Genomic DNA, 22,553 nt, shown 5'->3' on the forward strand with positions numbered 1-22,553 from the left:
GGACTGCGCAGGGCGCACCCTCATGAGACTGCGGCGAAGCCGCATGCTCCAGGGGCGCGGGGAACTGCGCGACCAGCAACGACGACGGCGCACCGTCAGGACGGCGGAACCCGGCAGACGCTCAGGGGCGCGGGGAACTGCGCGTTCAGCCACGGCGGTGACGCACTCTGGGGACGGTGGAAACCACGCAGACGCTCAGCGGCGGGGGCGGTCAGCCTCCGGACGTGTCCAACTCGGCGTCCTCGGAGAGCCCCGCGCAGTCGTACGGGTCCCGCAGCCACCCGTCCGGCAGTACGACCCTGTTGTTGCCGGACGTCCGCCCGCGAGGGCCGTCCGCGCCGGCCGGCCAGTCCTGGTCGAGGTCCAACTCGTCCAGGCCCGAACGGAGTTCGGCGAGGGACGAGGTGATGGCCAGCCGCTTGCGCATCTCGGAGCCGACGGCGAAGCCCTTCAGGTACCAGGCCACGTGCTTGCGGAAGTCGATGACGCCCCGCGCCTCGTCCCCGATCCACTCACCGAGCAGCGTCGCGTGCCGCACCATCGCGTCGGCCACGACCCGCAGCGTGGGACGGACCCGCTCGGGCCGTCCCTCGAACGCCGCGACCAGGTCGGCGAAGAGCCACGGCCGGCCGAGGCAGCCCCGGCCGACGACGACCCCGTCGCACCCGGTCTCGCGGACCATGCGCAGCGCGTCGTCGGCCGACCAGATGTCACCGTTGCCGAGGACGGGGATCTCGGGGACGTGTTCCTTGAGCCGGGCGATGGCATCCCAGTCGGCGGTGCCGCCGTAGTGCTGGGCGGCGGTCCGCCCGTGGAGCGCGATCGCCGTCACGCCCTCCTCGACCGCGATCCGGCCGGCGTCGAGAAACGTGATGTGGTCGTCGTCGATGCCCTTGCGCATCTTCATCGTGACCGGGAGGTCGCCCGCGCCGGTCACCGCCTCGCGCAGGATCGCCCGCAGCAGGGGGCGCTTGTACGGGAGGGCCGAGCCGCCGCCCTTGCGCGTGACCTTCGGGACGGGGCAGCCGAAGTTCAGGTCGATGTGGTCGGCGAGGCCCTCCTCCGCGATCATGCGGACGGCCTTGCCGACGGTGGCCGGGTCGACCCCGTACAACTGGATGGACCTCGGCTTCTCACTCTCGTCGAAGTGAATGAGCTGCATGGTCTTCTCGTTGCGCTCGACCAGCGCCCGCGTCGTGATCATCTCGCTGACGAAGAGCCCCTTGCCGCCCGAGAACTCGCGGCACAGGGTGCGGAACGGAGCGTTGGTGATCCCCGCCATGGGTGCGAGGACCACGGGCGGGACGACGGTGTGCGGTCCGACGGTGAGGGGCGGGGTCGTAGCGGTCATGCCTCCATTGTCCCGTACGCCGAACGGGGGTCCGCACGGATGGGGGCCCGCGCGGTATACGCCGGTCAGCGCGGTGTACGCCGGTCAGCGCGGTGCGGCCGCCAGCCGCTCCAGGCGCTCCTCGGTCTCGTCGTCCGCGGGGACGTACGCGACGACGCGGTACGCGCCGCTCTCCGGTGCCAGCCACATGTGGCGGTGCTCGAGGCGCAGCAGGCCGATCTCCGGGTCCACGTGCTCGTACCGCTTGATGTGCGAGACCATCGGCGCGACCTCACGCAGCTCCCACAGCTCGCGGAACTCCGGTGAAGCCGCGAGGAGTTCGTCGACGGGCGTCCTCCAGGCGGGTTCGGCGAGATGCTCGGCCATCGCCTTGCGGTACTTGGCGATGAGCTCGGGCAGCATCACGTCGCGGTCGAGGAACCGCACGCGTTGGCGGTCGTTCATGAACATCATCCACAGGGCGTTGCGGTGCCCGGGGTCCAGCTCGGCGGGGTCGCCGAAGACGTCGGCGTAGGCCTGGTTGTGCGCGAGGACGTCGTACCGGGCGTTCTTCACCTCGGCCGGATAGGGCTCCAGCCGCCGCAGCATGCGCAGGACCGTGGGTGTGACGGCCGGGCACACGGTCTCGGCGCGCGGATCGGTGGTCCCGGCGAGGGCGAAGGCGTGGGCGCGCTCGGTGGGGTCCATCAGCAGCGCGCGGGCGATGGCGTCCAGGACACCGGCCGAGACGTTGCTGGCGCGGCCCTGCTCCAGCCACGTGTACCAGGTGATGCCGACCGAGGCGAGGTGCGCGACCTCCTCACGCCGCAGGCCCGGGGTGCGGCGGCGGGCGGTGCCCGGCAGGCCCACCTGTTCCGGGGTGATGCGCTCGCGGCGGCTGCGCAGGAACGCGGCCAGCTCGGCGCGGCGCAGCTCGGCGGCCGAGGAACCGGCAGCAGGAGCGGCGGAAGCGGATCCGGCAGTGGCCCCGGCAGTGGCCCCGGCCCTCGTCGCAGTCGTCATACCACCAGGATGCCTCCGCGCTCATCCTGTTGCCAGGTACTGCCTGTAACACGATAAGGAGACTCTGGTACCCGGCTGGGCGGTCGAGGACGCTGGGCGTCATGACCTCACGTGCCCGTCCCGTCACCATTGCGGCTACCGTCGAAAACATGCCCGACGCACCACGCACCCTGACCCATCGGCGGCGCATGCTCATCCTGGCGATCTGCTGCATGAGCCTGCTGATCGTCAGCCTCGACAACACCGTCCTGAACGTCGCCCTCCCCTCCATGGCGAAGGACTTCGACGCCACCCTCTCGGGCATGCAGTGGACGATCGACGCCTACACGCTGGTCCTCGCCGCGCTGCTGATGCTGGCCGGTTCGACGGCCGACCGGATCGGGCGGCGCAAGGTCTTCCAGATCGGGCTCGTCGTGTTCACGGCGGCGTCGGTGGCCTGCTCGCTCGCGCCGAGTCTGGAGACGCTGGTGGCGTTCCGGATGGTGCAGGCCGTGGGCGGCTCGATGCTGAACCCCGTCGCGATGTCGATCATCACGAACACGTTCACGGACCCGCGCGAGCGGGCCCGCGCCATCGGTGTGTGGGGCGGGGTCGTCGGCATCTCGATGGCCGCGGGCCCGCTGGTGGGCGGCGTGCTCGTGGACTCGGTCGGCTGGCGCTCGATCTTCTGGATCAATCTGCCCGTCGGCCTCGCCGCGCTGCTGCTCACCATCCGCTACGTGCCCGAGTCCCGCGCCCCCAAGGCCCGCCGCCCCGACCCGGTCGGCCAGATCCTCGTCATCGCGCTGCTCGGTTCACTGACGTACGCGATCATCGAGGCGCCCGAGGCGGGCTGGACGTCGGCCCGGATCATCTCCTGCACGGTGGTCGCCGTCGCCGCGCTCGCCGGGATCCTGCTGTACGAGCCGCGCCGCGCCGAACCTCTCATCGACCTGCGGTTCTTCCGCTCGGCGCCGTTCAGCGGGGCGACGGTCATCGCGGTCTGCGGCTTCGCCGCGCTCGGCGGCTTCCTGTTCCTGTCGACGCTGTACCTCCAGGACGTACGCGGCCTGGACGCCCTGCACGCCGGCCTGTGGATGCTGCCGATGGCGGCGATGACGCTGGTCTGCGCGCCGCTGTCCGGGCGGCTCGTCGGCAACCGGGGGCCGCGGCTGCCGCTCCTGGTCGCGGGCACGATGATGACGGTGAGCGGCGTCCTGTTCGCGGCGTTCGACGCCGAGACGTCGAACGTCACGCTGTTCATCGGCTACGTCCTGTTCGGCATCGGCTTCGGCTTCGTGAACGCCCCCATCACCAACACCGCCGTCTCCGGGATGCCGCGCGCGCAGGCCGGTGTCGCGGCGGCCGTCGCCTCGACCAGCCGGCAGATCGGGCAGACCCTCGGCGTCGCCGTCATCGGCGCGGTCCTCGCGTCGGGCGTCGCGGGGTCCTCGTACGCCCATTCCTTCGTCGCCGCCGGCCGGGCCTGCTGGTGGATCATCGCCGGGTGCGGTCTCGCGGTGCTGGTCCTCGGCGCGCTGACCAGCGGGCGCTGGGCACGCGAGACGGCGCGGCGGACGGCCGAACGCCTTGAGGAGCCCGCGGACGCGGCGGCCGCGCGGGCCGCCGCCGGGTCATGAGACCGGCCGGGTCGAGACCGGCCGGGTGACGAACTCCTGGAGCCGGTCGAGGCGTTCGCGGGTCGCGTCGTCCGCCGCGGTGTACGTCACCATGCGGGCCCCGCAGTCCCGGCCCAGCCACAGATCGGTGTGCACGACGGCGAGCACGCCCACGTGCGGGTTGCGGAAGTGCTTGACCTTGCTGGGAATCGACTGCACGACCTCGTGGCGGCCCCACAGCTCGCGGAACTCGGCGGACTCGTCGAGCAGCCGCTTCAGGACCAGCTTCCAGGCGGGCTCGGCGAGATGGTCGGCCATGCCCGCCCGGAACTTGGCGGCCATGACGCGCAGCACGTCGTCGAGGTGGACGATCGCGGAGCGCCACTCCTCGTGCGTGAACGCGAGGAGCATCATGTTGCGGTCCTCGGGCGGGATCGCGTCGAGGTCGCAGAGCAGCCGCCCGTACGTGCGGTTGTAGGCGAGGATGTCGTAGCGGCTGTTCTGCACGCAGGCCGGCATCGGCTCCAACTGCGTGAGCATCTCCCGCAGTTCGGGAGTGAGCGTGGTGCAGCTCGCCGCCGGTGTCGGGTCGATCGCGCCGGCCAGGCCGAACAGATGGGCGCGCTCGCTCGCGTCGAGGCGCAGGGTGCGGGCCAGCGCGTCGAGGACCTGCGCCGAGACCTGGATGGAGCGGGCCTGCTCCAGCCACGTGTACCAGGTGACGCCGACCGCCGACAGCTGCGCGACCTCCTCACGGCGCAGGCCGGGGGTGCGGCGGCGCCGGCCGCGCGGCAGGCCCACCTCCTCGGGCGTGATGCGCTCGCGGCGGCTGCGCAGGAACCCGGCCAGCTCGTGCCGCCGGATCTCGGTGGGCCGGGCGTCCTGCGTCATGGTGGTCATCTCCCCAGCGTGTACCCGCCCGCGCAGCCGCGGCCATCCTGTTTCCGGGTAGAGGTTCTACCAGGATAAGGAGACTCTGGTACCAGCCTGGGCGGCGGCGGACGCTCGGTCCATGACCACACACACGCAGTCCCCGCCGGTCGCGCCGCCCACCGCGGCGCCCGGCCTCTCGCTGAGCGGCCCGGGTCTGTTCACCGTGCTGCTCGGCGCGGCCCTGCCCCTCATCGACTTCTTCATCGTGAACGTCGCGCTGCCCACCATCGACCGCGATCTGTCGGCGAGCGAGCCGGTCCTGGAACTGATCATCGCCGGGTACGGCATCGCGTACGCCGTGCTGCTGGTCCTCGGCGGCCGGCTGGGCGATCTGCTCGGCCGCCGCCGCCTGTTCATCGGTGGCATGGCCGCCTTCGGTCTCACCTCGCTCGCCTGCGGCCTGGCCCCGACGGCGTGGACGCTGGTGGTGGCGCGGGTCGCGCAGGGTGCGGCGGCGGCCGCGATGCTGCCGCAGGTGCTCGCCACGATCCAGGCCACGACGGCCGGCCCGCGCCGGGCCAAGGCCATGAGCATGTACGGGGCGACCGCGGGGCTGTCGATGGTGACGGGGCAGGTCCTGGGCGGCGTACTCGTCTCGGCGGACCTGTTCGGCACGGGCTGGCGCTCGGTCTTCCTGGTGAACGTGCCGGTCGTCGTCGTGGCCCTCGTCCTCACGGTCCGGGCGGTGCCGGAGACCCGCTCGGCGCGCCCCGAACCGGTCGACGTGCCCGGCACGGTGCTGCTCACCCTCGCCCTGGTCACGCTGCTCGCGCCGCTGACCGAGGGCCGGGCGGCGGGCTGGCCGCTGTGGACGTGGCTGTCCCTCGCCGCGTTCCCGGTCCTTTCGTACGCCTTCTACGCGGTGGAGCGCCGGGCGGACCGGGCGGGCGGCTCGCCGCTGATCCCGCCGCCCCTCTTCCAACTGGTCTCCCTGCGACGGGGGTTGGTGATGGTGCTGCCGTTCTCCGTCGGCTTCAGCGGGTTCATGTTCGTCATCGCGGTGGCGCTGCAGCAGGGTGAGCGGCTGAGCGCGACCGCGGCGGGTCTGGCGCTGGCCCCGATGGCGGCGGTCTTCTTCGCGGCGTCGCTCGCCGGCCCGCGTCTGGTGGCCCGCTGGGGCACCCGTGTCGTCACGGCGGGCGGTCTGCTGCAGGGCGCCGGGGTGGCGCTGATCGCGCTGGCGGCCTGGCGCACCTGGCCGGAGCTCGGAGTGCTCCAGCTGCTGCCGGGCGCCGCACTCGCCGGCGCGGGCCAGGCACTCCAACTGCCCATCCTCTTCCGGATCATCCTGTCCGAGGTACCGGCGACGCGGGCAGGCGTCGGCGGCGGCGTGATGACCACGATCCAGCAGGCGGCCCTGGCCCTGGGAGTGGCCACGCTCGGCACCCTCTTCCTCTCCCTGGCCCCTTCCCTGGGCATGCGCGACGCCCTGGTGACGACGCTGCTCGTGCAGCTCGGGGCGGTGGCGCTGACGGTGGCGCTGAGTCTGCGGCTGCCCCGGGCGGTGGCCTGACAGGAAACAAATGACAGGTGACAGATGACAGATATTGAAATCTGTCATCTGTCATGCCAAGGTGGAGGTACCCCGAGCCTCAGCCCCAAGGAGTTCGCATGAGCGCCACCCTCCCCACTCGCCCCCTCGGCACCACCGGCCCCCGCGTCTCCGCGCTCGGCCTCGGCTGCATGGGGATGTCCGCGCTGTACGGCGACGCCGACCGCGCGGAGGCGATCGCCACCATCCACGCCGCTCTCGACGCGGGCGTCACCCTCCTCGACACCGGGGACTTCTACGCGATGGGCCACAACGAGATGCTGATCGGCGAGGCCCTGCGCACGGCCCCCACCGCGGCCCGCGAGGCGGCGCTGACCAGCGTGAAGTTCGGCGCGCTGCGCGACCCGGACGGCGGCTGGAGCGGCTACGACGGGCGGCCGGGCGCCGTGCGGAACTTCGCCGCGTACAGCCTGCAGCGCCTCGGCGTCGACCACATCGACGTCTACCGCATCGCCCGCCTGGACCCCGACGTGCCGATCGAGGAGACCGTCGGCGCCATCGCCGAGCTGATCGAGAAGGGGCACGTCCGGCACATCGGCCTCTCCGAGGTCGGCGCGGAGACGATCCGCCGGGCCGCCGCGACCGCGCCCATCTCCGACCTGCAGATCGAGTACTCCCTCATCTCGCGCGGCATCGAGGAGTCGATCCTGCCGACCACCCGCGAGCTGGGCATCGGCATCACCGCGTACGGGGTCCTGTCGCGCGGCCTGATCTCCGGGCACTTCACCCGCGACCGCACGCTCGCCGCGAACGACTTCCGCGGTATGAGCCCCCGCTTCCAGGGCGAGAACCTGCGGCACAACCTGGACCTCGTCGACCGCCTCCGCAAGATCGCCGAGCAGCAGGGCGTGAGCGTCGCGCAGATCGCGATCGCCTGGGTGCTGGCCCGGGGCGCGCAGCACGACCACGACATCGTGCCGCTGGTCGGCGCCCGCACCCGCGACCGTCTGACCGAGGCCCTCGGCGCGCTCGACGTCACCCTCACCGCCGCCGACCTCGCCGCGATCGAGGAGGCCGTGCCCGCGGACGCGGCGGCCGGCGAGCGCTACCCGGCGGCCCAGATGGCACACCTCGACAGCGAGCGCTGATCGCCGCCCGGTACGGTCACTGACATGGCACCGACCGAACCCCTGACCCCCGAGCGCATCCTCGCCGCGACCGAGGACGTGCTGCGCCGGCACGGCGCCGCGAAGGCCACCGTGGTCGACGTGGCGCGCGCGCTGGGGGTCAGCCACGGCTCGGTGTACCGGCACTTCCGTACGAAGGCGGAGCTGCGCGGCGCGGTCACCGAGCGCTGGCTGGAGCGCACCACCGGCGTCCTGTCCGAGGTCGTGGCGGGCCCGGAGGCGCCCGGGGCGAAGCTGCGCCACTGGCTCACGGCCCTCTTCGAGGCGAAGCAGCACAAGGCGGGCGACGACCCCGAGCTGTTCGCCACGTACACGGTGCTGACGACGGAGAACAGCGACGTGGTCGACGCCCACCTCGGCGAGCTCCTGAGCCAGCTCGCCGCGATCCTTCAAGAGGGCGTCGGGCGGGGCGAGTTCGAGGCGCCGGACGTGGCCGCCACGGCCCGCGCGTTCTTTTACGCCACGGCCCATTTCCACGATCCGGTGTACGCCGCGGAGTGGTCCCTGCCGGGCAGCCGGGAGGCGTTCGACGCGGTGGTGGACCTGGTGCTGCGCGGCATCACGGCCCGCTAGGCGGTCGCCGCGCGCCGGAGCGTCAGCCTCCGGACGCCGACGGGTCCACTGTCGCCTGGTGTTCCCGTTCCAGGTGCTCCTGCGCCTTGAGCCACGGCAGGAACTGCGCCGAGCGTCGCCAGCCGCAGGTCTCGCACGTCAACTGCCGCTGCACGCCGGACCGTTCGACGCGTACGACATGACCGCGCCCGTGCTGGTCCCAGCGGCTCACGCTGCTGCCGGTGGTCTGGGGCATCCCGTCATCGCCTCCCCGTGAGGGCGTCGCCTACCGAAGTGCAGTGTGCAGCAAAAGGCCCCGGCCCGCCGTCGAAACGGCGGACCGGGGCACCTTCACGCACGTACGCGTACCGGTGTCAGCAGCCGATCAGGCGACTGGCCAGGTAGCCCTCGATCTGGTCGAGGGAGACGCGCTCCTGCTTCATGGTGTCGCGCTCGCGCACCGTCACCGCGTTGTCGTCCAGGGTGTCGAAGTCGACCGTGACGCAGAACGGCGTGCCGATCTCGTCCTGGCGGCGGTAGCGGCGGCCGATCGCGCCGGCGTCGTCGAAGTCGATGTTCCAGTGCTGGCGCAGCGCCTGGGCCAGGCCCTTGGCCTTCGGGGACAGCTCGGGGTTGCGGGACAGCGGGAGCACCGCGACCTTCACCGGGGCGATGCGCGGGTCGAAGCGCATGACCGTGCGCTTCTCCATCTTGCCCTTGGCGTTGGGCGCCTCGTCCTCGAAGTACGAGTCGAGCATGAAGGCGAGCATGGTGCGGCCGACACCGGCCGCGGGCTCGATGACGTACGGCGTGTAGCGCTCGCCCTTCTCCTGGTCGAAGTAGGAGAGGTCCTGGCCGGAGGCCTTGGAGTGCGCGGTCAGGTCGTAGTCCGTGCGGTTGGCGACGCCCTCCAGCTCGCCCCACTCGCTGCCGCCGAAGCGGAAGCGGTACTCGATGTCGGCGGTGCGCTTGGAGTAGTGGGAGAGCTTCTCCGCCGGGTGCTCGAACCAGCGCATGTTCTCTTCACGCAGGCCCAGGCCGGTGTACCAGTTCCAGCGCTGCTCCATCCAGTACTCCTGCCACGCCTCGTCCTCGCCCGGCTTGACGAAGAATTCCATCTCCATCTGCTCGAACTCGCGGGTGCGGAAGATGAAGTTGCCGGGCGTGATCTCGTTGCGGAAGCTCTTGCCCATCTGGGCGATACCGAACGGCGGCTTGCGGCGCGAGGTCGTCTGGACCTGGCCGAAGTTGGTGAAGATGCCCTGCGCGGTCTCGGGACGCAGGTAGGCGACGGAGCCGCTGTCCTGGGTCGGGCCGAGGTGCGTGGAGAGCAGGCCGGAGAACTGCTTGGGCTCGGTGAACGTGCCCTTGTTGCCGCAGTTGGGGCAGTTGAGGTCGGCGAGGCCGTTCTCGGGAAGCTTGTTGTGCTTGGCCTCGTACGCCTCCTCCAAGTGGTCCGCGCGGAACCGCTTGTGACAGGAGGTGCATTCGGTGAGCGGGTCGGTGAACGTGGCGACGTGGCCCGACGCCTGCCAGACCTCCGTGGCCAGGATCACCGAAGAGTCGATACCCACGACGTCCTCGCGCGAAGTGACCATGTAGCGCCACCACTGGCGCTTGAGGTTCTCCTTCAGCTCCACGCCCAGCGGACCGTAGTCCCAGGCGGCGCGCTGACCACCGTAGATCTCGCTGCAGGGGTAGACGAAGCCACGGCGCTTGCTGAGGCTGACGATGGTGTCGATCTTGTCGGCGGCCACGGTGCTCTCTTCATTACGACGACGATGAAGCTCGCTGGATACGCGCTCCGGGAGCGAATGCTTCAGGTTACCGGCGGGCCCACCCCTCCAACCAAATCGGTTCCGGGGTACAGAGCGGGACCGAGCGTGACGAAGTCGTTGTTGACAATCGTTTCCACTTTTGTTGAAAATGAGTGTCATGAACGTACGCCTCGCTCGTCGCCCCCGCCGCCGCCTCATATCCACCGCCGCCGTCGCCGCCGCCACAGTGCTCGGGCTGACGGCCCTGTCCGCCTGCTCCTCGTCGAGCGCGGACGGCAAGAACGACGGCAAGCTCGACGTCGTGGCGTCGTTCTATCCGATGCAGTACCTCGCGCAGGAGATCGGCGGCAGCCACGTCGACGTCAGCAACCTCACCGAGCCCGGCCAGGAGCCGCACGACCTGGAGGTCAGCGCCCAGCAGCGCGCCCAGATCGAGGAGTCCGACGTCGCCCTGTACCTGAAGGGCCTGCAGCCCGCCGTGGACGAGGCGATCGACCAGTCCGGCACCAAGACGAAGATCGACGCGGCCTCCCTGACCACCCTGGAGAAGCACGGCAACGAGGTCGGCGGGCACGCGGAGGAGCACGCGGCCGACGACGGGCACGACCACGACAGCGAGGGCTCCGACCCGCACATCTGGCTCGACCCGGTGAAGTACGCCGAGGTCGCCGAGGGCGTCGGCAAGGCGTTGGAGAAGGCCGACCCGGACAACGCGGCCGACTACAAGAAGAACACCGCCGCGCTGCTCAAGAAGCTGGACGGACTGAACACCGAGTTCAAGGACGGTCTGAAGAACACCGACTCCGACGTGTTCATCACCACGCACGCCGCCTTCGGCTACCTCGCCGAGCGCTACGGACTCACCGAGGAGGCCATCAGCGGCCTCGACCCGGAGAGCGAGCCCAGCGCCGCCCGCGTCAAGAACCTCCAGAAGATGGCGAAGGCCGACGGCGTCACCACCGTCTTCTACGAAACCCTCGTCAGCGACAAGACGGCCAAGACCCTGGCGAACGACGCGAAGCTCAAGACTGATGTACTCGACCCGATCGAGGGCATCACCGACAAGTCCAAGGGCGACGACTACCTCCAGGTCATGAAGTCGAACCTGGCGGCGCTGCAAAAGGCTCTCGGCGCCAAGTGACGTACGGAGCAAGCGACTTGAAGGGCGGCACCGAGATGAGCGACCCCACGGAACCCGTCATCACCCTGCGCGGGGTGACGGCAGAACTGGGCTCGCGCCCGGTGCTGCGCGGCATCGACCTGACCGTGGGCCGCGGCGAGGTCGTCGCCCTGCTCGGCGCGAACGGCTCCGGCAAGTCGACCGCCGTGCGCAGCATCATCGGCCAAGTGCCGCTCACCGGCGGCGAGATCGAGCTGTTCGGCACGGACCGGCGCCGCTTCAAGCAGTGGGCGCGCGTCGGCTACGTACCGCAGCGCACGACGGCCGCCGGCGGCGTGCCCGCGACGGTCACCGAGGTCGTCTCCTCAGGGAGGCTGTCCCGGGCCCGCTTCGGCATGCTGCGGGCCGCCGACCGGGACGCGGTGCGCCGCGCCCTCGAACTGGTCGGCATGGCCGGCCGCGCCAAGGACTCGGTCGACGCCCTCTCCGGCGGCCAGCACCAGCGCGTGCTCATCGCCCGCGCCCTGGCCGCCGAACCCGAGCTGCTGATCATGGACGAGCCGATGGCGGGCGTCGACCTGGCCAGCCAGGAGATCCTCGCCGCGACCCTGCGCGAACAGGTCGCGACCGGCGCCTCGGTCCTGCTCGTCCTGCACGAACTCGGCCCGCTGGAACCGCTGATCGACCGGGCGGTCGTACTGCGCGACGGCTGCGTCCTGCACGACGGACCGCCGCCCAAGGCGGTCGGACAGCACGCGCTGCCGGGCCACGACCACGTCCACCCGCACTCCGCGGCGGACGCCGAACCGATCCGTACCGGACTGCTGAGCTAGAGGCCACACGATCATGGAATTCCTCGACTACGCCTTCATGCAGCGGGCCCTGCTCGCCGCCGTCCTCATCGGCATCACGGCCCCGGCCATCGGCATCTACCTGGTGCAGCGCCGCCAGGCCCTGATGGGCGACGGCATCGGCCACGTGGCGATGACCGGTGTCGGCCTCGGCTTCCTCTTCTCCATGTCCCCGGTGTGGATGGCGATGCTCGTCTCCGTCCTCGGCGCGCTCCTCATGGAACTCATCCGCTGGTACGGCAGGACCCGCGGCGACATCGCGCTCGCCATGCTCTTCTACGGCGGCATGGCCGCGGGCGTCATGTTCATCAACCTGGCGCCGGGCGGCTCGACCGCCAACCTCACCTCGTACCTCTTCGGCTCGCTCACCACGGTCTCGCAGCAGGACGTCGTCACGATCTGCCTGCTCGCGGCGTTCGTGGTCCTGGTGACGGTGGGCCTGCGCCGGCAACTGTTCGCGGTCAGCCAGGACGAGGAGTTCGCCCGGGTCACCGGCCTTCCGGTGCGCGCCCTGAACCTGCTGATCGCGGTCACCGCCGCGGTCACCGTGACGGTGGCGATGCGCGTGGTGGGCCTGCTCCTGGTCTCCGCGCTGATGGTCGTCCCGGTGGCGGCGGCGCAGCAGCTGACCCGCAGTTTCAAGGCGACCTTCGTGATCGCGGTCGCCATCGGTGTCGTGGTGACGCTGGGCGGCACCGTCACGTCGTACTACCAGGACGTACCGCCCGGCGCGACGATCGTGCTCCTGACCATCGGCGTCTTCATCGCCCTCACGCTGCTGGCCGCACCACTGGCCCGGCGCCGGGCACGAGCGGCGACGGCGGTCACCGGCGACCCGGCGGAGTGCTCGATCCCGAAGCAGGCTGCCGCCGAGGTATGACTCGGTCATGGCGCCGCCTGGCACAATGGCGGCGACACGTACGTGGCAGGAATGTGAGGAGGAACCCGTGGCAGCCCCGGTTCGAGGCAGGTCTACCCGCCAGCGCGCGGCAGTGGCGGCGGCACTCGACGCGGTGGACGAGTTCCGCAGCGCCCAGGAGCTGCACGACGTCCTCAAGCACAAGGGCGACTCGGTCGGCCTGACCACGGTCTACCGCACCCTGCAGTCCCTCGCCGACGCGGGCGAGGTCGACGTGCTGCGCACCTCCGAGGGCGAGTCGGTGTACCGGCGGTGCTCCTCGGGCGACCACCACCATCACCTGGTCTGCCGCATGTGCGGCAAGGCCGTCGAGGTCGAGGGACCGGCGGTGGAGAAGTGGGCGGAGGCGATCGCCTCCGAGCACGGTTACGTCAACGTGGCGCACACGGTGGAGATCTTCGGTACCTGCGCGGAGTGCGCCGCCGCCGGGTGAACAAGGGCCGCTCGTGTGCGGTTCCCCGCGCCCCCGAAGGGCGCGGGGAACCGCGCGTCCGGGGCCCGGCCCGGTCTAGCCCTCCGCCTCGAGCTGCAGCAGCACCTCGTTGGGCGTCGCGCCACCGAAGCGGCGGTCGCGCGAGGCGTACTCGACACACGCGCGCCACAGGTCGCGGCGGTCGAAGTCCGGCCACAGCACGTCCTGGAAGACCATCTCCGCGTAAGCGCTCTGCCAGAGCAGGTAGTTGGACGTGCGCTGCTCGCCGCTGGGCCGCAGGAACAGGTCGACATCCGGCATGTCCGGGTAGTACAGGTACTTCGCGAAGGTCTTCTCGCCGACCTTCGACGGGTCGAGGCGGCCCGCCCTCACATCCTCGGCGATGGCCTGCGCGGCGTCGGCGATCTCGGCCCGGCCGCCGTAGTTCATGCAGAAGTACAGGGTCAGCCTGGTGTTGTCCTTGGTCTGCTCCTGGGAGATCTCCAGCTCCTTGGCGACCGACTTCCACAGCTTGGGCATGCGCCCGACCCACCGCACCCGGATCCCCAGGTCGTCGAGCTGGTCGCGGGTCTTGCGGATGAAGTCCCGGTTGAAGTTCATGAGGAAGCGGACCTCGTCGGGCGACCGCTTCCAGTTCTCCGTCGAGAACGCGTACAGCGAGATGGCGCCCACCCCCATCTCGACGGCGCCCTGGAGGACGTCGAGGACGCGCTCGGCGCCCACCTTGTGGCCCTCGGTCCGCGGGAGCCCGCGCTCCTTGGCCCACCGTCCGTTGCCGTCCATGACGATGGCGACGTGTCCCGGCACCAGCTCGCCGGGGATCTTCGGCGGCCGTGCGCCCGAAGGGTGCGGTTCGGGCGTGCTGTACTCACGACGGGACCGTCCGAGGATTCCGCGACGTGCCATGTTCCGGGCCTCTCCCCTAGCTCAGTACTGGCTTTCACCAGCTCAGTGCCAGCTCTCGCTAGCTTTTCTCTACGTAGCGCAACGACCGCAGTCCGCGCTCCAGGTGCCAGTGCAGATAGGCCGACACCAGTCCGCTGCCCTCCCGTACGAAACGTGCCTCGCACGCGTCGGCCGTCGCCCAGTCGCCGGTCAGCAGCGCACCGAGCAGGGTGAGGGCCTGCGGTGAGGGTACGACGCTGCCCGGTACCCGGCAGTCGACGCAAACCGAGCCGCCCGCGCCGACCGAGAAGAATCGGTTGGGACCGGGCATTCCGCACTTCGCGCAGTCGCCGAAGGTGGGCGCGTACCCGTTCACGGCGAGGGAGCGGAGCAGGAACGCGTCGAGGATGAGGTGCGCCTCGTGCTCGCCGCGGGCGAGGGTGCGCAGCGCGCCGACGAGCAGCAGGTACTGCTGCACGGCCGGCTCGCCCTCGTGATCGGTGAACCGTTCCGCCGTCTCCAGCATGGCGGTGCCGGCGGTGTAGCGGCCGTAGTCGGTGACGATCCCGCCGCCGTACGCGGCGATGGTCTCGCTCTGTGTGCACAGCGGAAGGCCGCGCCCGATCAGCTCGCTGTTCCGTGCGAAGAACTGCACGTCGACGTGGGAGAACGGTTCGAGCCGCGCCCCGAACTTGGACTTGGTGCGCCGCACGCCGCGGGCGACGGCGCGGACCCGGCCGTGGCTGCGCGTGAGGAGGGTGATGATGCGGTCGGCTTCGCCGAGTTTCTGGGTCCGCAGGACGACCCCGTCGTCACGGAAGAGACTCATCGCGCACCCCCGCGGGCGGCGTCGTCGTCTTCACGGAGCAGGCTCATGCCTCCCATTCTGCCTCTACGCGAACGGAGGGACGGGCGCGGCCGGGTCTTCGCCCCGGGAACGGGCGGCCCGTTCCCCGCGAACGTGGTGTTCACCACACCGGCCTTCACCTCACGGGACCTCTCCGCGGCTCCTTCTGTTCTCGTACGCCGTCGCCGCGCGCAGCCGCTCCGTGGTCGTCGCCTCGCGCAGGGTCTCGGGCGGGCAGTCCCACTCCCGGCCGCCGCCGAAGGGCCGCAGTTGTACGTACGGGCCCTCGTGTCCCATCACCCGGCCCACCTGACCCGTGCTCGTGTCGACCGCGTAGGAACCGATCGCTGGCTTCATCGGGTGGTGCTCCTGTCCGGTAGTGCGTCCTGCTGCGCGCGGAGTACGGCGGCCGGGCGGGGCGCCGCGTCAACCGGACAACGCCCCGATTCCGTCGATGGACACGGGCGCTTCGCTCGATTGACCGGGGGCCCGGTCACGGGCGCGCGAGGACGGCGGACCCGCCGGTGGGGGCGGCCCTGTTGTCGGGGCGCCGGACCAGCGGTGGTGGCTCACGGGGAGCCGTGTTCCGCGTCCACCCGGTCGCCCTCGCGGGCATGCGCTCCCCGGGGCGCGCTCAGAGAGTCGGCCTGCTGGCACAGGACGAGAGCCACGTCGTCCAGGAGCGGCGCCCCGGTGTGCGCGGTCACCGCCTCGTACAGCGCGTCGAGCGCGTCGCTCGGCAGGACCGCCGACAGCGGCTCCGTGCACTGTTCGAGCAGCGGGAACTCGGTCCCGTCGGCGTCGCGCGCCTCGGTCAGACCGTCGGTGTAGAACAGGATCCGGTCGCCCGGCTGTAACCAGCACCGGCGCCCGGCGGGCCGGGCGCCGAGCCCCAACGGCAGTGCGGGCTCGGCCGGTTCGAGCAGCTTGGGCGGCGTACCGGTGCGCAGCGGCGGCGGATGGCCGCAGTTGACGACCCGGACCTCGCCCGGCGTGAACTCGGCGAACAGCGCGGTGACGAAGCCCTCGGGGCCGAGCTCGGGGGCGAGGAGTGCGTCCAGCCGAACGGCGATGTCGGTGAGTTCGGGGGTCACGTAGGCGAGGTCGCGAAAGCCCGCGAGCACCGACGCGCTGGTCTGTACCGCGTCCAGGTCGTGGCCGCGTACGTCGCCTATGAACACCCGTGTCCCGTAGGGCGAGTTGACGACTTCGTACACGTCCCCGCCGACCGTCGCGGGCTCCAGGGGGCAGTGGTGGCGGGTGAAGACGTCGATCCCGCCGACCTTGGCGGCCACCGGCCGCATGATCGCGCCCTGGGCGACCTGCGCGACCTCCGTGGCGTGCCGGAGGGCTGCCGTGCGGGCCGCCTTCTCCCTGGCGACGCCGACGGCCACGGCGCCGCCCACCAGCAGCACCAGATACTCGACGACGAACGACTGCGTCCCCGCCAGATGCCGGACGAAACCGTCCGACAGGGCGAGGGCCGCGCTCCATCCGGCGGCGGTGAGCGTGCCGCGCACGCCGAGCCGGGAACAGGCGAGGACCGGCCCGATCAGCAGCGCCGCGACGGCGGGCCGCCACCCGTGGTGGAGCCAGCCGGGGACGGCGAGCAGGGCGCTGACGGCCACCGGCAGCGCCAGGTCCCTCGCCCTCCTCCAGCGCATCCGCCCGCTTTCCCGCACTGTCATGCGGGAGCCTCCCGCCTGCCCCGGCCCGCCCGCACCGCCGCACCGAGCGACCCACTCTGGCCGAACGACCGGTTCCGCGCCGCGCGTTGTCCACAGTGCGTGCATCCGCGACCGCAGCCGTCCTCCGCTGTCGCCTTCTGCCCATATCGGCGGGGCGGACCCGGGGTGCCCGTTCAACTTGTGTCATCCGCCGGCTCGGACGCCCCGCCGGAGCAGACTGTCCGGCGACGCCGCGCGAGCGCGCGGCGGACGAAGCCGGGACGGCGGTGCAGGTGGAGAACTTCCCCCCTGAGACGACGAGCTTCATCGGACGCGGCCAGGAACTGGCCCTGCTCGACGGGGCGTTGACCCGGCACCGGCTCATCACCCTCACCGGGGTGGGCGGCGTCGGCAAGTCACGGCTCGCCGCGCGCGCCGCATGTCACGCGGCCCCGCTCTTCGGTGACGGCGCGCGGCTCGTCCCGCTGTCCCCGCTGCGCGAACCCTCGCTGCTGGGTCACGTCATCCTGGAGGAGCTGCGCCTGGTCGACCAGTCGGACAGGCCGCCCGAGGAGCTCATCGCCGAGTGGCTCGCCCCGAGGGACCTGCTGCTCGTCCTGGACACCTGTGAGCATCTGATCCCGGAGTGCGCGCGCCTCACTTCCTGGCTGCTCGACGCGGCGCCCGGCCTGCGCATCCTGGCGACGAGCAGGGAGCCGCTGGGCACGCCGGGCGAATGGCTCATGGAGGTGGAGCCGCTGCCCGTGGCGGCCGGTGCCGCGGCGGGCCCGGCGGGCGGTGACGCCGTCGCCCTGTTCGCGGACCGGGCGACAGCCGCGGTCGACGGTTTCCTGCTCGGCCGCGCGGAACGGGAGTCGGCCGTCACCGTGTGCCGCCGCCTCGACGGCATCCCGCTGGCCATCGAACTCGCCGCGGCGCAGCTGCCGGAGCTGACCCTGCGGCAGCTCGGCGAGCGGCTGCTGCACCGGTTCGACACCCTGGTCGCCCCGGACGACCCGAGTGCCCCGGCCGCGCCCCGGCACCGCACGCTGCGCACCACGATCGGCTGGAGCCACGAACTGTGCGCGCCGCTGGAGCGGTTGCTGTGGGCGCGTCTGTCCGTCTTCGCGGCCGGCTTCGACCTGGCCGGCGCCCTGGCGGTGACCGCAGGTGGTCCACTGTCCGCGGACGCCGTGCCCGTGCTGCTCGACAAGCTGGTCGCGAAGTCGCTCGTACGCCCTGTGCCGGGCACGACGACGCCGACCCGGTACCGGCTGCTCGACACCGTGCGGGAGTACGGCGCGCACTGGCTGCACGAGCTCGGCGAGGAGACGGCGGTGCGCCGGGCCCACCTGGAGCGCTACCGGGATCTGGTGGTGCGGGCCGACCGCGAGTGGCTGACCGACCGGCAGCCGGCCTGGGGCGCGTGCATCACGGCCGAGCACGCCAACATCCGATCGGCGCTCGACTTCGCGCTCCGCGACGGGCAGCGCCACATCGCTTTGGAGATGACCGGCGCCCTGTGGTTCTTCTGGTTCGCGTGCGGATTCGTCCGTGAGGGCCGCCACTACCTGGAGCGGTCCCTGGCCGACGGCCCGGAGCCGGGACCCGGGTACGCCAAGGCCCTGTGGGTCCACGGGGTCGTGACCATGGTGCAGGGCAGCCTCGAGGTGGCCCTGCGGTGCTCCGCCGAGTTCCGGGCCCTGGCCGAGGCCTCCGCCGACCCGACCGCGTGTACGGCGGCGAAGTACCTCGAAGGCTCGATCCTGAGCCTTCAGGGCCGGCACGAGCGGGCGGTCACCGTGCTGGACGCGGCCGCGTCGGAGCCCCGGCGGGGCGCTTTCGAGGCCGCGTACCTCCTGACCCGGCTCGCCCGTGCGTTCTCCCGTGTCCACGTCGGCGAGCTGGACCTCGGCAAGGCCATCGCCCATGGGGTCTCCGTCGAGCTGGCCGCGCGCGGCGAGTGCTGGGGGCGGGCGTTCGGCGACTACTTGCAGGCCCTGGCCGAGTTCGGGCTCGGCAACTGGGCCGAGGCCGCCGGGCACGCCCGCGCGAGCCTGCGGGGGAAGGCCGAACTCCACGACACGCTGGGGGTCGCCCTCGCCGCCGACGTGCTGGCCGCCGCGGCCGTGGCCGACGGCCAGGGCGAGAGGGGGGCCCGGCTGCTGGGGGCGGCGCAACGCCTGTGGCTGGCCTTCGGCCGTCCGCAGATGGGCAATCCGCAGCTCGTCGCCGTTCGCGAGGACGCGGAGCGGCGAAGCCGGCAGGCGCTCGGCGAGGCCGCGTACACGAAGGCGTACGAGGGCGGGCTGCATGACGACATCGTCGACGGGATCGTCTACAGCCTGGATGCCGGAGTCGGCCCGTAGGCCTCACGAACCCCACGACCCCGCGCGGCTCATGGGGCAGGACTCAGCCGACCCCGCGGGTCTCCTGCTCCGCGCGCTTCTCGATGCCGCGGAAGTGTGTGGCCATGGCCTGCTGGGCGCCGGCCGCGTCCCTGGCGCGGAGCGCCGCCACGATGGCGCGGTGCCGGTCCACGGTGACCTCGGGCGCCGGGTCGCCCGCCCAGTGCCGGACCCCGGCGACCCGGTCGAAGACGTTCCAGAACGCGCCGAGCAGCTGGGGGATCAGCTCGTTGCCGAGCGGGCGGTAGAGCGTCTCGTGGAACTCGCGGTCCAGGTCGGTGAATGGTTCGCCCGCCTCGCCCGACTCCCCCATCTTCCTTACGATGGTGTCGAGTTGATCCAGTATGCCGGTGTCGGGCGGGGCCGCGGCGACCCGCCGGATCAGCCCCTCCTCCAGGATCTCGCGTATCTGCAGGATCTCGGCGAGGGCGTGCGCGTCGTCGGCGGGGCGCAGCAGGGTGCGGAAGGTGAGGCCGTCGGCGAGCGGGGTCAGCGAGGCCTGGCCGACGTAGGTGCCGTAGCCGTGCCGGATCTCCACGATGTCGAGCGCCTGGAGGGCCTTGAGCGCTTCCCGGACCGAGTTCCTGCTCACGCCGAGCGATTCCATCAACTCGGCTTCCGTGGGCAGCAGTTCGCCGGGGCGCAGCCCCGCGTCCAGAATCCGCTGCGTCACCGCACGCTGGACCCGGTGGCTCACGCGGGGAGGGCGTACGGCCGTGTTCCGGGGCTCGTCTGGCATGCGCCGCATCGTAGGCGCCCGGGACATCCCACGTCCCACCTCAAACGCCGCGCGGTCCCTTGACCGCCCTTCCCGGGCCTCTTATGGTCACGTCGCTACCAAGACGTAGGACGTTGGATCTCCACACTGGAGGCACCATGAGCGACCACGACGCCACCGGCCGCCGTTCCTTCCTCAAGTACACCGGCGCCCTGGGTGCGGCCGCCGCCGTCTCCACGTCGCTGTCCGCCTGTTCGTCCGGGCCGAAGTCCACGAACGACACGGGCGACGACGACGACGGGGGCGGCCCGACGAGCCTGACCGCCGTCATCGGCTATGGCAACGACGGCAGTTGGGACCCGACGCAGACGGCGTCCGCCTTCGCGATGGCGGGCAACCATCACCTCTACGAGGGGCTCGTCGAGACCGACCCGATCACCCGGGCCCCCTACCCGGCGCTCGCGACCGAAGTGCCGGACGCGGCGCAACTCAAGGGCACGTCCTGGAAGTTCACGCTGCGCTCGGGTGCCACCTGGCATGACGGGAAGCCGGTGACGGCCGACGACGTGGTGTTCGTCTTCGCGCGGATCCTCGACCCGAAGACGCAGACGCTCGCCAAGGGCTTCTTCGAGAGCTGGCTGAAGGAGGTCAGAAAGACCGGTGACTCCTCGGTGGAGCTGGTCCTCAGGTTCCCCTTCCCGGACGGGGTGGCACGGCTGACCCTCGCCAAGATCATGCCGAAGCACGTGTTCTCGCGGCCCGGCGCGTGGGACGAGGCGATGAAGGGCAAGGCCGTCGGCTCGGGACCGTACCGGCAGACCTCGCACCAGCCGAAGACGAACACGACCTTCGAGGCGTTCGACGCCTACAACGGCCCCCGCAAGCCCGCCTTCAGGAAGATGAACTGGCTGACCATCGTCGACGCGGCGCCGCGCGTCGCGAAGATCTCCGGAGGCAGCGCCGACGCGCAGATCGCCGACAACATCCCGTACGCCAACATCCAGCAGCTGGAGAAGGACGGGCTGACCGTCGAGGGCGGCGCCGGGATGAACAACCTGTTCCTGATGTTCAACACCGCCCACAAGCCGTTCGACGACGTACGGGTACGGCAGGCGCTGCACTACGCGATCGATAAGAAGAAGATGATCGAGGTCGCGCTCAAGGGCCATGGCAAGGCGTCGAGTTCGTTCCTCGACGAGGGGAACCCGAGCCACCGCCGCGCGAGGACGGTCTACGACCACGACCCGGAGAAGGCCGAGAAGCTGCTGAAGGACGCGGGGGTCAGCGACCTCTCCGTCAACCTTATGGCCGTGAACGTGTCGTGGATCGCCGACTGCCTGCCGACCATCAAGGCCTCGTGGGACGCCATCGGCGTGCGGACCACGCTCGACCCGCAGGAGACCACCGCCGTCTTCACGAAGATGGACCAGAAGAAGGACTACCAGGTGGTGGCCGCGGCCTCGAACCCGAACCAGTTCGGCCTCGACGCGGACCTGATCATGCACTACAACTACGGGCCCGCCAACCTGTGGATGGGCTACGCCCGTTGGGCCGACGACTCCACCGCGCGGCAGCTCTTCAAGCAGATGGACCAGGCCACCCGGGAACCGGACGCCGGCAAGAAGAAGACGATGATCCAGGAGTACCTCGACCTCGTCGCCGAGCAGGCCGTCATCTATCCCGTCGTACACAACGAGCTGGTCACCGCCTGGGACGCGAAGAAGATCACCGGGGTGCGCGCACAGCCCTACCCCGGCATCAACGTCCTCAGGGCCAGGCCCGCGTAAGCCGTACGTCGCACCTCGCGCATCCCGCAAACCGGCTGCCACGCAAGGGAGTTCGTGTCCGTGGTCGCGATCGCCAGAATCCTCGCCCGGCGGCTCGTGCTGCTCGTACCGCTGCTGCTCGGCATCGTCCTGTTCGTGTTCCTCGTGATGCGCTTCGCCGACATCGACCCGGCGTCCGCCTACTTCCAGGGTGCCAACCCGACCCCGCGGCAACTGCACGACTTCCGCGAACGCAACGGGCTGCTCGACCCGATGCCGCTGCGCTACCTCCACTTCGTCGGCTCCCTGCTCCAGGGCGACATGGGCATCAGCGTGCTGACCCGGCAGCCGGTCGTCGAGCAGGTCACCACCGCGCTGCCGCTCACGCTGCAGCTGACGTTCCTCGGGCTCGGCATCGCCGTCGTCGTCTCGCTGACGCTCGGCATCAGCGCGGCCATCCACCGCGACCGGACCTGGGACCAGATCGTCCGGGTCATCTCACTGACCGGGGTCGCCGCGCCCGGCTTCTGGCTGGCGCTGCTGATGATCCAGTACCTGGCGGTCGACCAGGGGTGGTTCCCGACGGGCGGCTACGTCAACCCGGCCGACTCGCTCACCGGCTGGCTCAGGTCCATGACGCTGCCCGCGCTCGCCCTCTCGCTGCCGGTCGCCGCGCAGCTCACCCGGATCGTCCGCACGGCCGTGGTGGAGGAACTCGACAAGGACTACGTGCGCACGGCCGTCGGCAGCGGGCTCCCGCCGGTCGTCGTGGTCGGCCGCAACGTCCTGCGCAACGCCCTGATCAACCCGCTCACGGTGCTCGGGCTGCGCGTGGGCTATCTGCTGGGCGGGGCGGTGGTCGTGGAGACGATCTTCTCCTTGCCCGGGATGGGGAAGCTGATGATCGACGCGGTGAAGAACGGGGACCCGGCTGTGGTGCAGGGGGTCGTGCTCACCACTGCCGTGGGGTTCGTCGTGGTGAACCTGGTGATCGATGTGCTGTATCTGCTGGTGAATCCGCGGCTGCGGGGGGCGGCATGACACGG

Annotated in this window: 21 protein-coding genes; 11 read left to right on the forward strand and 10 right to left on the reverse strand. The window is 71.1% G+C overall.

Features of this window, described 5'->3' with window-relative positions:
* Positions 1-211 precede the first annotated feature (211 nt).
* Positions 212-1,351 (reverse strand): tRNA dihydrouridine synthase DusB, encoded by a 1,140-nt coding sequence (gene dusB / locus AB0J02_RS01905; RefSeq protein WP_363191537.1) that lies wholly within the window; start codon positions 1,349-1,351, stop codon positions 212-214.
* Between the two features lie 84 nt (positions 1,352-1,435).
* Entirely contained in the window at positions 1,436-2,353 is a 918-nt protein-coding gene (locus tag AB0J02_RS01910) for a helix-turn-helix transcriptional regulator (protein ID WP_363191538.1), read from the reverse strand.
* A 149-nt stretch (positions 2,354-2,502) separates the two neighbouring features.
* Here AB0J02_RS01910 and AB0J02_RS01915 point away from each other — a divergent pair, with 149 nt between their 5' ends.
* Positions 2,503-3,972, forward strand: coding sequence for an MFS transporter (locus AB0J02_RS01915; RefSeq protein ID WP_363191539.1), 1,470 nt, complete (start codon positions 2,503-2,505; stop codon positions 3,970-3,972).
* On the opposite strand, the gene AB0J02_RS01920 is transcribed toward AB0J02_RS01915, so the two are convergent.
* Entirely contained in the window at positions 3,967-4,851 is an 885-nt protein-coding gene (locus tag AB0J02_RS01920) for a helix-turn-helix transcriptional regulator (RefSeq protein ID WP_363191540.1), read from the reverse strand. The genes AB0J02_RS01915 and AB0J02_RS01920 overlap by 6 nt on opposite strands.
* A 112-nt stretch (positions 4,852-4,963) precedes the next feature.
* On the opposite strand from AB0J02_RS01920, the gene AB0J02_RS01925 reads away from it, so the two are divergent.
* The 3 genes from AB0J02_RS01925 (at position 4,964) to AB0J02_RS01935 (ending at position 8,136) form a co-directional block, all read left to right on the forward strand.
* On the forward strand, positions 4,964-6,397 hold the full coding sequence (locus AB0J02_RS01925; RefSeq protein ID WP_363191541.1) for an MFS transporter: 1,434 nt from the start codon (positions 4,964-4,966) through the stop codon (positions 6,395-6,397).
* A 98-nt stretch (positions 6,398-6,495) separates the two neighbouring features.
* Positions 6,496-7,524 (forward strand): aldo/keto reductase, encoded by a 1,029-nt coding sequence (locus tag AB0J02_RS01930; protein ID WP_363191542.1) that lies wholly within the window; start codon positions 6,496-6,498, stop codon positions 7,522-7,524.
* Positions 7,525-7,548: 24 nt separating this feature from the next.
* Positions 7,549-8,136: a TetR family transcriptional regulator gene (locus tag AB0J02_RS01935; RefSeq protein ID WP_363191543.1), complete on the forward strand. Its 588-nt coding sequence runs from the start codon at positions 7,549-7,551 to the stop codon at positions 8,134-8,136.
* Positions 8,137-8,158: 22 nt separating this feature from the next.
* On the opposite strand, the gene AB0J02_RS01940 is transcribed toward AB0J02_RS01935, so the two are convergent.
* Both AB0J02_RS01940 and AB0J02_RS01945 read right to left on the reverse strand, forming a co-directional pair.
* Positions 8,159-8,371, reverse strand: a complete 213-nt coding sequence (locus AB0J02_RS01940; RefSeq protein WP_363191544.1) for a hypothetical protein — start codon at positions 8,369-8,371, stop codon at positions 8,159-8,161.
* Between the two features lie 118 nt (positions 8,372-8,489).
* Positions 8,490-9,872 (reverse strand): glycine--tRNA ligase, encoded by a 1,383-nt coding sequence (locus tag AB0J02_RS01945; RefSeq protein ID WP_363191545.1) that lies wholly within the window; start codon positions 9,870-9,872, stop codon positions 8,490-8,492.
* Positions 9,873-10,041: 169 nt separating this feature from the next.
* Between AB0J02_RS01945 and AB0J02_RS01950 the strand changes: the two genes are divergently transcribed.
* The 4 genes from AB0J02_RS01950 (at position 10,042) to AB0J02_RS01965 (ending at position 13,216) form a co-directional block, all read left to right on the forward strand.
* The gene (locus AB0J02_RS01950; RefSeq protein ID WP_363191546.1) at positions 10,042-11,034 is read left to right on the forward strand and encodes a metal ABC transporter substrate-binding protein; all 993 of its coding nucleotides are present in this window, start codon (positions 10,042-10,044) and stop codon (positions 11,032-11,034) included.
* Positions 11,035-11,069: 35 nt separating this feature from the next.
* A complete protein-coding gene (locus AB0J02_RS01955) occupies positions 11,070-11,846 on the forward strand; it encodes a metal ABC transporter ATP-binding protein (protein WP_363191547.1) in 777 nt (258 codons plus the stop codon).
* Between the two features lie 13 nt (positions 11,847-11,859).
* Entirely contained in the window at positions 11,860-12,744 is an 885-nt protein-coding gene (locus AB0J02_RS01960) for a metal ABC transporter permease (protein WP_363191549.1), read from the forward strand.
* A gap of 67 nt (positions 12,745-12,811) precedes the next feature.
* Positions 12,812-13,216 (forward strand): Fur family transcriptional regulator, encoded by a 405-nt coding sequence (locus tag AB0J02_RS01965; RefSeq protein ID WP_363191550.1) that lies wholly within the window; start codon positions 12,812-12,814, stop codon positions 13,214-13,216.
* A 75-nt stretch (positions 13,217-13,291) separates the two neighbouring features.
* Here the strand turns inward: AB0J02_RS01965 and AB0J02_RS01970 are convergent, their stop codons facing one another.
* From AB0J02_RS01970 to AB0J02_RS01985, 4 genes are all read right to left on the reverse strand, one after another.
* Complete coding sequence (locus AB0J02_RS01970; RefSeq protein ID WP_363191551.1) at positions 13,292-14,122, reverse strand: isoprenyl transferase; 831 nt, start codon at positions 14,120-14,122, stop codon at positions 13,292-13,294.
* 58 nt (positions 14,123-14,180) lie between these two features.
* Entirely contained in the window at positions 14,181-14,930 is a 750-nt protein-coding gene (gene recO / locus AB0J02_RS01975; protein WP_363191552.1) for a DNA repair protein RecO, read from the reverse strand.
* Between the two features lie 159 nt (positions 14,931-15,089).
* Entirely contained in the window at positions 15,090-15,305 is a 216-nt protein-coding gene (locus AB0J02_RS01980; protein ID WP_363191553.1) for a hypothetical protein, read from the reverse strand.
* A gap of 212 nt (positions 15,306-15,517) precedes the next feature.
* Positions 15,518-16,636 (reverse strand): PP2C family protein-serine/threonine phosphatase, encoded by a 1,119-nt coding sequence (locus tag AB0J02_RS01985; RefSeq protein WP_363191554.1) that lies wholly within the window; start codon positions 16,634-16,636, stop codon positions 15,518-15,520.
* Between the two features lie 272 nt (positions 16,637-16,908).
* Here AB0J02_RS01985 and AB0J02_RS01990 point away from each other — a divergent pair, with 272 nt between their 5' ends.
* Entirely contained in the window at positions 16,909-18,984 is a 2,076-nt protein-coding gene (locus tag AB0J02_RS01990) for a hypothetical protein (protein ID WP_363191555.1), read from the forward strand.
* 43 nt (positions 18,985-19,027) lie between these two features.
* On the opposite strand, the gene AB0J02_RS01995 is transcribed toward AB0J02_RS01990, so the two are convergent.
* The gene (locus AB0J02_RS01995) at positions 19,028-19,771 is read right to left on the reverse strand and encodes a FadR/GntR family transcriptional regulator (RefSeq protein WP_363191556.1); all 744 of its coding nucleotides are present in this window, start codon (positions 19,769-19,771) and stop codon (positions 19,028-19,030) included.
* 128 nt (positions 19,772-19,899) lie between these two features.
* Between AB0J02_RS01995 and AB0J02_RS02000 the strand changes: the two genes are divergently transcribed.
* Together AB0J02_RS02000 and AB0J02_RS02005 are read left to right on the forward strand one after the other, a co-directional pair.
* Entirely contained in the window at positions 19,900-21,528 is a 1,629-nt protein-coding gene (locus AB0J02_RS02000; protein WP_363191557.1) for an ABC transporter substrate-binding protein, read from the forward strand.
* Between the two features lie 60 nt (positions 21,529-21,588).
* Positions 21,589-22,548: an ABC transporter permease gene (locus AB0J02_RS02005; protein WP_363191762.1), complete on the forward strand. Its 960-nt coding sequence runs from the start codon at positions 21,589-21,591 to the stop codon at positions 22,546-22,548.
* Positions 22,549-22,553: the final 5 nt, after the last annotated feature.

Source organism: Streptomyces sp. NPDC050264, assembly GCF_040655895.1.
Classification (GTDB): Bacteria; Actinomycetota; Actinomycetes; order Streptomycetales; family Streptomycetaceae; genus Streptomyces.